11 protein-coding genes and 1 pseudogene are annotated in these 11,351 nt (G+C 44.0%); 8 read left to right on the top strand and 4 right to left on the bottom strand.

Annotated elements, in window-relative coordinates:
* Together WBA89_RS01630 and WBA89_RS01625 are read right to left on the bottom strand one after the other, a co-directional pair.
* Positions 1 to 731: pseudogene (locus WBA89_RS01630) on the bottom strand (hypothetical protein); the annotation flags it as partial.
* 1,113 nt (positions 732 to 1,844) lie between these two features.
* Entirely contained in the window at positions 1,845 to 2,858 is a 1,014-nt protein-coding gene (locus WBA89_RS01625; protein ID WP_424403453.1) for a hypothetical protein, read from the bottom strand.
* A gap of 108 nt (positions 2,859 to 2,966) precedes the next feature.
* Here WBA89_RS01625 and WBA89_RS01620 point away from each other — a divergent pair, with 108 nt between their 5' ends.
* The 3 genes from WBA89_RS01620 to WBA89_RS01610 all read left to right on the top strand — a co-directional run bounded on the left by WBA89_RS01620 (position 2,967) and on the right by WBA89_RS01610 (position 6,250).
* The gene (locus WBA89_RS01620) at positions 2,967 to 3,902 is read left to right on the top strand and encodes a metallophosphoesterase family protein (RefSeq protein ID WP_424403451.1); all 936 of its coding nucleotides are present in this window, start codon (positions 2,967 to 2,969) and stop codon (positions 3,900 to 3,902) included.
* Positions 3,903 to 4,064: 162 nt separating this feature from the next.
* Positions 4,065 to 4,961: a DNA adenine methylase gene (locus tag WBA89_RS01615; RefSeq protein ID WP_424403449.1), complete on the top strand. Its 897-nt coding sequence runs from the start codon at positions 4,065 to 4,067 to the stop codon at positions 4,959 to 4,961.
* Positions 4,958 to 6,250 carry a type II restriction enzyme gene (locus WBA89_RS01610; protein ID WP_424403447.1) on the top strand — a complete coding sequence of 431 codons (1,293 nt, stop codon included), beginning with the start codon at positions 4,958 to 4,960 and terminating at the stop codon, positions 6,248 to 6,250. Before WBA89_RS01615 ends, WBA89_RS01610 begins: the two co-directional genes overlap by 4 nt.
* Positions 6,251 to 6,361: 111 nt before the next feature.
* Here the strand turns inward: WBA89_RS01610 and WBA89_RS01605 are convergent, their stop codons facing one another.
* Positions 6,362 to 6,583, bottom strand: coding sequence for a hypothetical protein (locus WBA89_RS01605; protein ID WP_424403445.1), 222 nt, complete (start codon positions 6,581 to 6,583; stop codon positions 6,362 to 6,364).
* Positions 6,584 to 6,633: 50 nt separating this feature from the next.
* On the opposite strand from WBA89_RS01605, the gene WBA89_RS01600 reads away from it, so the two are divergent.
* From WBA89_RS01600 to WBA89_RS01585, 4 genes are all read left to right on the top strand, one after another.
* Positions 6,634 to 6,837, top strand: a complete 204-nt coding sequence (locus WBA89_RS01600; RefSeq protein WP_194062770.1) for a DUF751 family protein — start codon at positions 6,634 to 6,636, stop codon at positions 6,835 to 6,837.
* 407 nt (positions 6,838 to 7,244) lie between these two features.
* Complete coding sequence (locus tag WBA89_RS01595) at positions 7,245 to 7,637, top strand: PadR family transcriptional regulator (protein WP_194062755.1); 393 nt, start codon at positions 7,245 to 7,247, stop codon at positions 7,635 to 7,637.
* Positions 7,638 to 7,958: 321 nt separating this feature from the next.
* Entirely contained in the window at positions 7,959 to 8,498 is a 540-nt protein-coding gene (locus WBA89_RS01590) for a cofactor assembly of complex C subunit B (RefSeq protein WP_424403442.1), read from the top strand.
* 26 nt (positions 8,499 to 8,524) lie between these two features.
* Entirely contained in the window at positions 8,525 to 8,695 is a 171-nt protein-coding gene (locus tag WBA89_RS01585; protein WP_424403440.1) for a hypothetical protein, read from the top strand.
* Positions 8,696 to 8,912: 217 nt separating this feature from the next.
* On the opposite strand, the gene WBA89_RS01580 is transcribed toward WBA89_RS01585, so the two are convergent.
* Positions 8,913 to 9,236 carry a DUF3155 domain-containing protein gene (locus WBA89_RS01580; RefSeq protein ID WP_193971659.1) on the bottom strand — a complete coding sequence of 108 codons (324 nt, stop codon included), beginning with the start codon at positions 9,234 to 9,236 and terminating at the stop codon, positions 8,913 to 8,915.
* Positions 9,237 to 9,627: 391 nt separating this feature from the next.
* Here WBA89_RS01580 and WBA89_RS01575 point away from each other — a divergent pair, with 391 nt between their 5' ends.
* Complete coding sequence (locus WBA89_RS01575; RefSeq protein WP_424403438.1) at positions 9,628 to 11,001, top strand: GAF domain-containing sensor histidine kinase; 1,374 nt, start codon at positions 9,628 to 9,630, stop codon at positions 10,999 to 11,001.
* The last annotated feature ends 350 nt before the right edge of the window (positions 11,002 to 11,351 follow it).

The following is an 11,351-nucleotide window of genomic DNA, read 5'->3' as shown; positions in this document are numbered from 1 at the left end:
AGTTCTCGCGGGCGATCGAGTATATCATCCGTGCCTACAGAAACGCTAGCAATGGACAAGTCGCTGCTATTAGTAGCTGTGACAACTGATGCAGGATTTGCACCGTTAATAATTGCGATTTTATCTGTTGTCCACTGCGCGGCAAAGATGTATTGTGTGTCGTTTTCAATTCGGTAAGGACTGCTATCGTATTTGACTTCTTGGGCTGGTTCTGAGGGATTTGGGCTAACTTTTTCGTTTTGCTTGCGGCTGATGACGATGCGGGATTCACCTAACGGTACGGTATTGGGAACTTGAACGGCGATTTCAAATTGATTGTTTGCCAATTTGCGACTTTTGTCTGTCAAAACTGTTGCTTCGTAAGACTGTTTACCGACTAAAAATTTTACGGTTAAGTCGCTGAATCTGCTGCCAAGCGGGTCGCCAAAATTGTCAACTAATACATTAGTACCCGTGATGAAGAGAACGGATTGATTGTTGGGAAAAGATTGATTGTTGCTGTCTGTAAACTTAAGTTCGGCACTTTGGATGATGGGAGGTGCTTTGGGATTGGAAGCTGTTGGTGTGAGTTGGGATGCGCGTCTTTCGCCGATTAAAGTATCTTTGTCGGAATAGTCGAGATATCTTTCGCCTATAATTTCCCCAGTCAGAGCATCCAGTGCGCTATTTTTTTCGGGGGGGTAAAATCTGTGTTGGGGAAGCTCTGACTCAAACTGAGGGAGTTGGAACAACTGGCGATGTCTTCAGCGCTATTGTTGTCAGCGGCCCGAAGTGGAGGGAGTGTTTGTTCTGAGATGTTGCTGGCGTAAGCTTGACTATTGAGTAAGTTTTTGGTATCAATTTCGAATTCTGGGGCGAGGAAATTCTGAAACGGATCTTGAGAGTTAAAAGGTGAATCTTTAACAAGTTTCATGTTTAATTTCCGTAGATGCGAGTGAGCTGTTGGATTGTGGTAGTTTCAAACTCAACTAATTGATGCGCTTCACACTTCGTTCAAGAGGAATGTGTGGATTCGGACTCGATCGAGTTTTTAGTGCTTGATTTTTATTTAGTTTCCAAAGTTTTATTTAGAATAATGTTCCCATATTTTCGGCAGCCAGTCAATCAGGGGAATTACTGATATTTTCCGTCGGGTACTGGAAAACTGGCAGTGTCTGCAACAACTTAATAGCAGCAAATAGGTGAAGGTTGCTGCGCTTGTTAGTTTTTTTTACTCAGTCCTGGACGCACCAAGATCCAAGAAACCGGGTTTTTTGCCTAATTTATGGGCTGCGGCGGATAATTTTCGTAAAAAGCCCGGTTTCTGGCCACTCGTGCGTCCAGGACTATTACTGATAAATTGTGATTTTATTGTTAAAAGTTTACAGATTCTTTATCAAAGTAATGTACTTTACTCAGCAATAATACTTAAATTGTTGTAGGCTCGCATGGAAAGCCTACAACAATTTACTGGCTTGAAATTACGGAACAATGTTGTTTTTTTCTTCATAATAAATGAAAGAATTAGCTGACACCTAAACATCCGAACGCTTTTGAAAGTAAAGGTTGAGAGCTTCAATGCCGTAAGTCATGCGATCGCGCGATCTCGCTTTCTGCGATCGCATCTGGGTCGCTGCTGGGAGATTCTATTTCTACTGGTTCGACTTGAGTTAAAATTGTCATCTTTCAATTTTTCTCAAAGTTAATTAATATTATGTCCGGTCACTAAGCGTTATCAGGTTTGTAGTGAGGACTTCAGTCCTCTCTCATTTGATGAGGACTGAAGTCCTCACTACAAGCCTACAAAATTAGATTTTGCGTCCTGGACTTTAAGACTAATCTGACTGTTGGCAGATACATCCGATTTAAACTTTATTAATCCCTCTTTCTAAAATAATCATTTCCGAACCAACAATTGGACTTCTAGCTATTAATTTACCTGCGGAATTGGCAATTTGTAACTTGCTGAAATCGAGTGAATTAGCTTCTTTCCACATTTTAGTCGCTAACTGATTTTGCTCGATATCGCTGAGTTTGTACCAATCTTCAGCGACATTCACTGTCAAAAGGCCGATGGAGAAATCAGCTTGAACAGACCTAACTAAACCGCCGCCAAGTCGATCGGTAATTTCAGCAACTTGATTTTGAATTGCAGCAATCAGAGACTGTTCAGGTGTCAGCGGCGGCGGCGGGATAATTTCTACAGTTTGCGGTTTTTTCGGAGCCGCTAAATCGGGCGATTTGCTTTTTAATTTAGCAGGTGTTGGCTCAGAATTGGCGATCGCCTCTGGTGATTTTGCTGTTGGCGGCGGCGACTGCGGCGCTGCTGTCAAAGGCGCTGTTGCTAGTTTATCCGGCGGTTTGGCCGAGAAACTGTTGAAAGTTAAACCGACTGCAACGATTAGAATTGCTGCTAAGGAGGCGTTTAAAATTGGATCGGACAGCTTGGCGTTTGCAGATGGCGGTAGCAGGTCGCGCACTAACCGCACAATGCTTTGCCAAAGTACACCGACTTTCTCTAAAAAACCGCCGCCTGGGGGTTTTGATACAGACTTTTTATCGGATTTTACTGCAGCTTTTGGCGGGAGAACGCTTTTAACTTCCGCAGCAACAGCCGGAGGAATTACTGTTGCTGAGTCAGCAGCGGTGGGCGCGATCGGCTTTTGGGGCTGCAGCGGCGGTTCTGCTGCTACATTTTTCCCCTTTTTTCCCAAATTCCGAATTGAGAAAATCAAAGCTTTGATTTTCTCATTTTTGCCGCCAGTGTCGGTTTTTTGAGCTGGGCTGCCACTGGCGGCAGACTTTTGCGCCGAGTCAACCTTCGCTTTCGGAGATTGAGATGCTTCTGGAGTTGGTTGGTTTAGTTGTTCTTCTGACATTTTCTTTGCCTTGGAGCGTTGCAAATATATCTAATATATCTAAAGATAAATTTTAGTTGAGCCTTCTGGGCCTTAATTTATCATTATATTAGTTCTAACTGAATTAACATGAGCATCAAACGCCGTAAATTTCTAGTTTTAGCCAGTCTCAGCAGCTTAGGTGTTACCGGAGTCTGGAAAATGCTTCAGCTTCGGACTTTGTGGGATACAGGCGCGAATGCTGCTGTACCTTCTAATGTTGAGGGCCAAAGGGCGATCGTCCAATTGCCAGCCTCACCGCCTATTTTACGCTTTATTTCGGTTGCCGACACCGGCACCGGGGCTGAAGGTCAGTATGCTGTGGCTGAGGCGATGACCCAATATCACGGGGAAAACCCTTTTAATATTGCTGTTCTCGCCGGCGACAACATCTACAATAACGGCGAAATTGAAAAAATCAATGCTGTTTTCGAGAAGCCTTATCAGCCATTATTGCAGCAGGGCGTAAAATTTTATGCTTGTCTGGGAAATCACGACATCCGCACTGCTAACGGCGACCCGCAAGTTAAATATGCGGGTTTTAATATGCAAGGTCGCTACTATACTTTTCGGCGCGATCCGGTACAGTTTTTTGCCTTAGATACCAATCGCAATGCGGATTGGAAAAATCAGCTTGTTTGGCTGGAAAAAGAGTTGAGTCAGAGCACCGCACCCTGGAAAGTTGTGTTCGGCCACCACCAGATTTATTCCTCTGGCATCTACGGAGTGAATCAACCTTTTATTAAGACTTTGACGCCTTTGTTTAAAAAGTACGGCGTGCAGCTTTATATCAACGGACACGAGCACAGTTACGAACGCACCCGATCGATTGACGGTACGACTTATTTGATTTGCGGGGCCGGCGGGGGCACTCGTCCGGTGGGGCGTTCTGAGTGGACGGAGTATTCTGCTAGTCTGCTGAGTTTTGCGACGTTTGATGTCTATCAAGACCGGATGTTTGTCAGTTCTATCGGTACTGACAAGCGGGTTTTTGATAGAGGGGTGATTGAAGTGCGATCGGCTTAATTCAAAATTTTTGCCCTCACATATCAGATTAATAAAATTTTGTCAAGGTGTCTTTGTCGATAGATTTAACTGCGACTTACACCTTGAATCAATATCACCCTTTACTCTTGACTTGAACAAAAATTCAAGTACAATGAATTGTTCAGCGTTAGAGGCATTTGAGTGAAAAGCGATACATTAGTAAGAGGGAAAATTAATCCCTTAGTAAGACCTTTCTTAAAGTGGGCAGGAGGTAAAAGGCAGTTATTGCCAGAAATTGTTAAGTATGTTCCCAAGCTGACAAGCAAACATACATACTATGAACCTTTCATAGGTGGAGGTGCACTCTTGTTTGAGTTACAACCCCAAAAAGCTGTTATCAATGATAGCAACGGAGAACTGATTAACTGCTATAAAGTAATTAGAGACTCATTAGATGAGCTGATGGAGGAATTAAGCAAGGAGAAATATAGCAATACCGAAACTTCTTATTATGATATGAGAGACTTAGATCGTTCAGCTAAAAAATATGCCGATTTGTCGGCAGTGGAAAAAGCAGCACGAATCATTTATCTAAATAAAACTTGCTACAATGGTTTGTTTAGGGTTAATTCCCAAGGTCAGTTTAATGTTCCGTTTGGCAGATATAAAAATCCCAATTTTTTAGACGGGGCTGTTTTAAGAGCTGTCAACAAATACTTAACTAGCAACACCATTACACTGTCAAATTTAGATTTTCAAGAAGCTGTCAAAGATGCAAAAAAAGGAGATTTTATTTATTTAGATCCTCCCTACGATCCTGTTTCAGAAACAGCTTCTTTTACTGGATATGATGTAAACGGCTTTAACAGACACGAACAAGAACGACTAAAAAAAGTTTTTGACGATCTAACGGCCAAAGGTTGTAAAGTGATGATGAGTAATTCTTGTACGGATTTTATTCTGGATTTGTACAATGATTATCGGGATAAAATCAAAAAAGTTAGGGCAACGAGAAGTATCAATTCAAATGCTTTGAAAAGAGGTAAAATTGATGAAGTATTAATTTTAAATTATCAAGTTCAGGACAAACAAATATGAGTAAAAACAAAAAAACTGCTAACGATAAAGCCTGGGAAACACTATTTGAAACGCATAACATTTTAGAAGAAGTAGATGAAAATGGCTGTTTTGAAATAGAATCGGCTCAAATCAACAAGCTAAGAGAAAGCAGGCTGATGGCAAAGTTCGATCACTCTGTCAATTTGCCAGATATCTTTCGAGAAAATCATCTATCAATCTTGCCAATTTCTCGCTCAAAATATGTGATTGGTAGGTTTGGTACACACTTTGAAGTTAAGTACGATCCTGAAATAGAAGTGATTCCTTTTGACTTTCCTTCAGACATAGAGAGTATAGATTGCACAAATTTATATTCTGAAAGTTCCGCATTGCACTGTGCATTTACTATCGGTCTTATAGATGATTTATTAGGCGAAAAAACAGCTTACACTGTTTCTGGCAGAATGTCTACAGAGTCTTTTAATTTTAATATTATCAATCCTACCACCAAGAAACCCTATTCAATCAAGGTTAAAAATTCTCAGTGTGAGATAGATGCCGGATTTGAAAGCAACAACTATTTTGTATTGATAGAAGCTAAGAACTATTCGATCGAGGATTTTTTAATTAGACAACTTTACTATCCTTACAGATTGTGGTCAAAAAAAATAACTAAAAAAGTAATTCCAGTATTGATGACATACTCTAATGACGTTTTTAGTTTTTTTATTTATGAATTTAGCAATGATGAAAATTATAACTCTCTGAGACTGAGAGAACAAAAGAATTATACGATCGCTCCCCAAGAAATACAACGGAGCGATGTCGATCGGGTATTCAATAATATTCAACTAATTGCAGAGCCAGATGTTCCATTTCCCCAAGCTAATAAATTTGAGAGGATAGTAGATTTATTATCATTGTTATTAGAAAGAGATTTAACTAAAGATGATATTACAGAAAACTATGAATTTGACCGCAGGCAAACTGACTATTATACTAATGCTGGATTGTATATTGGACTGATAGAAAATTATCAAGATTCCGTGACAAAAAAAGTAATTTTTCGCTTGACAAGTGAAGGAAGGTCAATTTTACATAAAAGACCTAAATTGAAATATCTAGATTTGATTAATAAGATTTTAGAACGTAAAGTTTTTTATTTAGTGTTTCAATTAGCGCTTGAACTGGGACAAATTCCGCCAGAAGATGCAATCTGTAAAATAATCTCAGAAAATCGTTCAGATATTAATGATACAACTATAAAAAGGCGTTATTCTACTGTCCGAGGGTGGATTTCTTGGATTTGGTTCCAAATCAAAGACTAAAATTCGCATAGTTTGATTCTGTGGGCTTTTATTACTTTCGACCTAGTTCTACCGTAAGGCCGGTTTCTGAAACGGACGCGGCAAGACGGAAGAAGGTGCCGAAGCAGACATTTATCTATAAATAACAGCCTTATAATGTCGATCGCAACTAGAACTGAATATAATAAATACTTCTGAAGTTGTCAGCGGATGTGGCACGGGATTAAACAGACAGCGCTCGATCGACCAAAAGTTTTCGTTAGAATTATATATGTCAGCCTCGCCGGCAAAAACGCCGATCGCCCGATCGGCAGATTTAGCTCCGGCTGTGCCAAAATTGTCAAACTCGCTCACAAGTGTTACCAGTCAAAGATCGAGCTGTGACACTTTACCCAACCAAGCTCATGCAAGATTTCATCAATAACGTCTCTCGCTACCCCCGTTTTTTCATTACGATATGTCTGGGAATTTTCTTTTTTCTGTTCGAGCGACTCAGACCATTGCTCGATCGACCAGCAACAGCGATCGCCCTGATTACTTCGATTGTAGCGACTTTTGTCTTTCTAACTTTTACACTGCGTGCCATGTTAGGTCTCAGTCCGGTTTAAAGGCAAAGTTTTTGCCCGAAAAAGCCTGCCGGCTCTGACAATCTAGAGCGCACGCCCCAGACAAAATCAGGGTTTGGGGAAGTTGGCAATTCTGAGCTTGAGTTAAAACACCAACTCCGAAATTAGCTGCAACTCGCCCGCGGCGGTCGCACACTTGACCGCAGTCGCTGCGATAGATTGGAAGAGCAAGAAAGTTAAGCTAGTTAAGTCAGGGTTCCTCAACCTTGGCGCCAGCCAACATTACCGAAGTGCAAAACCAGCGTTTGGAGCTACCCAAACAACTGGGGAAATACTGCACCTGTGTTTCCCCCCATTCCCAGTTAATCATTAGGAAGCGGCATACCCCGCCCCGCTTTCCTCTCCCGTTAACCTGACGGTATCGCGAGAGTTTCTAGCGGACAAGACAGATGAAATTTGAACACATCTATCAATTTTTTCAAGACCCCCCTCCTGTTTATCTAAACAAGGAACTAGCAGTGTGCTACATTCTCTCGGTGTTATTGCGCGGAGATTCCTACGGTACAGAACTCATCGGCAAACTAGAAAGGGAATTCCCCATCTACCGGCTTTCTGATACCGTCCTCTACAGCGCTCTGAAATTCCTTGAAGATGAAGCCGTAATCACCGGTTACTGGAAAAAAGTAGAAGGACGCGGCCGCCCCCGCCGGATGTATCAAATCCTCCCCGAATGGCGGCACCAAGCTCAAGACCTGGCTCGTCTCTGGCACGAGTACATCGGTCAGGGTAACGGCGCTTCTGGGCTCCGGCCCCGCGCCTTAGAAACTGGTCACACGGGTTAGCACCGTTGCAATCGGATGCCTCAACCCTTGAAATGCTGGCGTTACTAGCAAAGCGATTTGCCCGATTGCCTTGGCTGATGCTTCTGGCACCGCCGCACAGCGATTAGAGCAGCTACACTACGTCAGGACTTACGCATTGTCACTTGAGAATTAGGGATGGTGGGGAGATATGCAAAGAAAGGTGATGGGGAGAAAAATACCTTGCTGCAAAGCTTGTTGGGAATTTTGGTAAGTAAGTGTCTGCGTAAGTCCTCGATCGCTTTTGTATGTAAAGTTCTGTAAAGTAATAGTAGATTGGTAAAATTACACAAACTTGTACCGATGGATACTACTGTTCTTTCTTCAACGTTCACGATTACCCTGCTGCTTGCTGTTGGCTTGTTTTTCTTCATCAAGGCCTCAGTCAAAGATAGAATCGAACAAGTCAAGCTGGCTTCTGAGAGCGCCCAAGAGTCACTGTTAACCCAGCTACAAGAATATTTTGCTTCTAGGGCTTACCGAGTTGCAGCCGTCGATGCTCCCAACTATCAAGTCACTTTTGAAGGTTTTGTGCGCCCTAGTTGGTTTTTAGCTATTTTTTTAACTCTGCTGAGTGCAGGCGGCACTCTGTGCTTGGGACTGGTTTTGGGAATGCTAGTTCCCCAGCAAGGTCAAATTTTCCTCGCTTTGGTACTGCTGTCACCGCTGGCGGGAATATTTTACTGGAAAAAAGCTGGACGCTCGGAGCAAGTTTCTCTTAAACTCGAATCGGTTGCTGAGTCGGGAAGCCAAACTAAGAGCCTGGTTACTGTCAGAGCTCACCGCGATGAACTAGCAGCTATGCAAAAAGCTTTAGATTTAAAACCACTGTTCGTCGATTAAAAGTTTGGTGTGAAACGTTTTTTGATATGCTAGATGCCGTGCTGAGACTTTCAGCAGACAAACCGATGAATCCCTGTGGCTCTCTGGTTGGCTGTTGGCTCGATCGACCAAACACTCGATCGATTTTAGATTGGGGCATTGAAGATTTGAGATTTATGCTAAAAAAGATGAATCTGGGAGCTTTAATTTTCGTCTAAAATTTTGGGCACCGAGGGCCATGCCCGATATTATCTGTTTTTGGGCTGAGTCAAAAAAAACATTATCGTGAGAGTGCGCGCTGTGGCGGTCGCCCGTAGCAGGCGAGCTATCCTGTTGCGATGGCGCCTTATACCCTAGTGCTTATTTCTTAAGGACTTTTCGCGTAAATTTCAGTCAGCACTCTCCAGACAATGAGAACTATCGCGCTATTTTGCTCTATGCGCGACTGGCGGCCACCAGAGCAAGTTTTTCTGTGGCTGTTTCCAGCATTACCTTTAAGCTGGGAAACAAGAAATGGTTCTCTTCTACGTATTGGGCTCCGAACAAACCTTTTTCAGCCCAGAAGTATCTGTCGGTGGTATGCTCGTTACGCTTGACTAACAGTAAAGCTGGGGGAGCAATGCCTTCGGCATGGATGAACTTGCGAGCCGCTGTTACGGGTTTATCTTCGCCGCTCTCGATGCTATATTGAGGCACACACTCTAAAATTCTGCGTCCTTCTTGTCGGCGGCGACTCTTGCGTTTGCGTCTCCTGGCCAATTTCTTTACCTCCTCTGTGAGCAGACAGTATGAGCAGACAGGTTGTAATGATAGCTACCAAATCCGAGCTGAGTATATCCGTTCTAGCTCCAAAAATCAACAGTTTTTAATATATCGACACAATCTTAACATTCGTGCCGATCGACAAAAGTGCAGCGGTTGTGGTATTGTGGCCCGAAAGTTGGGGCAGCAGCTAGCTTCGGGATCTGTGAAAGCAGGACCCGGATGCAGGGCAATTTTTGTTCTTGAGGGCCGGATGCTTGGAACCTAGCAGCCTTCTATTAAAACGCAGAAACCTGAAATTTAGAAGTCTCCGAATCTGTAATCGGCGACAAATTAGTTGTAGTTCACTGAAAATTTCGTTAGATATATTAATGCGGCGCTCATGTTAATGCCAGCCAGTTCAGAATTTGTCAAGCTTTGTCGATCGCAGGTGGCGATCGCAGTCAGTTTGGGAGCGACATTCAGCGCAGTATACTTGACACGAGAGATGGTATCCGGGAGCGAGGCAAAGTTAGTGCCGATCGCAGTTTACCCGGAAAATTCAGTAGAATCACCAGAAAATCAGGGGTTGACGCTGCAACCTTCGGAAAGTTCGACAGCCAAACCCGTGCCGCGACGGCTGGCGGCGCCAGTTTTTGCTGTGGAAGAATCAACGGTGGGGGCGATCGCACCCGATCGGCTGCCCGGTGACGGGCACCAAAACCAGTGTCAAGGCCCGGAAAATGTGTGGCAGCAGCGCCGGCAAATCGTGACGCCTATGATACACGAAGGCTCTGTAATGGGCCTCCTGGTGTGCGGCAGGCAAGACAGGCCTTGGAACGATCGAGAAGAGGCGACTATGCAGCAAATTGCTCGCACCTTAGCCCTGGCGTGCATTTTAGACCAGCGATCGCAGTGGATGCACCAGGAATTAAGCTCGGTTCGGCAAATCCAGGCTCAGGTGTACGACACGGTGCAGAATTTGCTGCACCAGTTCAAAAGTCCGCTGACAGCGCTGCGAACTTTTGGCAAGCTGTTGGCGCGGCGGCTGGTACCGGAAGACAAAAACCGCAATGTGGCTTTTAGTATTGTCCGAGAGAGCGATCGGCTGCAAGAGTTGCTCAGTCAATTCGATCGCACCGTTGACACCGGCGAAGCAAATCTGAGACTTCCATCAGGCACTTCAGAAAAAGCAAGATCCAATCTGGAATTAATCCAGCATTCTCCCCTGTCGCTGTCGCCCGCAGCCAATTTAGCGGAATCCTGCTTTGTGGCAGAAGTCTTAAAACCGCTGTTAATTTCCGCTGGGGCGATCGCATCGGAAAAGCATCTGTCATTGGTAGCCGACATACCGGCGGATTTGCCGCCAGTCTCGGCGAACGATCGAGCTTTGCGCGAAGTTTTGAGCAACTTAATTGACAATGCTTTGAAATATAGCCCCGCCGGCTGCCAAATTTATATTAAAGTAACAGTGAATGGCGATCGGGCAACACACCGCCCATCCCCTGCCGTAGCAGTAGCAGTCAGCGACACAGGTGTCGGGATTCCCCCCCAGGATTTAGAGCATTTATTTGAGCGGCACTACCGGGGAGAAAAAGCGCAGACTGAAATTCCCGGAACAGGGTTAGGTTTGGCGATCGCCCGCGATTTAGTCCGTCAAATGCAAGGAGAAATCGAAGTATTTTCCCCAGTAAATCCCGAATGGCTGCCACCTGCGGAAACTCATTTATATCCAACCGACCGCGGCACTACCTTTGTACTTTGGCTGCCCCTAAATAAATAATATCAAATCCGGTTGCATCCCAACTGTATGCAGCGGGCTTATTTAATTCGTCACTATTTATCAAATATCACCAGCCACGCCGCCCGCACAAAACTTAAAATGATACAATTACCAATCAAACAGACATCATATCAAATCCGGTTGTATCAGAACGATCGCTAATAGGTGGTAAATTCCAACCAACCGGTTCTTAGCGTCTTCGCTCGCGGTTTAATAATTCCGATGCTGTTAGAGAGTCGATGGCAGGGTGTCCCCCACCATCTCTCCTACAAAACCGGGAAGAGCGACTTTCACCGCACACGGCTCCTGAGTGATGTAATCCTGGTTATGGATACAGTATGATCGCATAA

The organism is Microcoleus sp. (assembly GCF_049646505.1).
Taxonomy (GTDB): domain Bacteria; phylum Cyanobacteriota; class Cyanobacteriia; order Cyanobacteriales; family Microcoleaceae; genus Microcoleus.
This window is presented reverse-complemented; position numbering and strand designations above follow the sequence as displayed.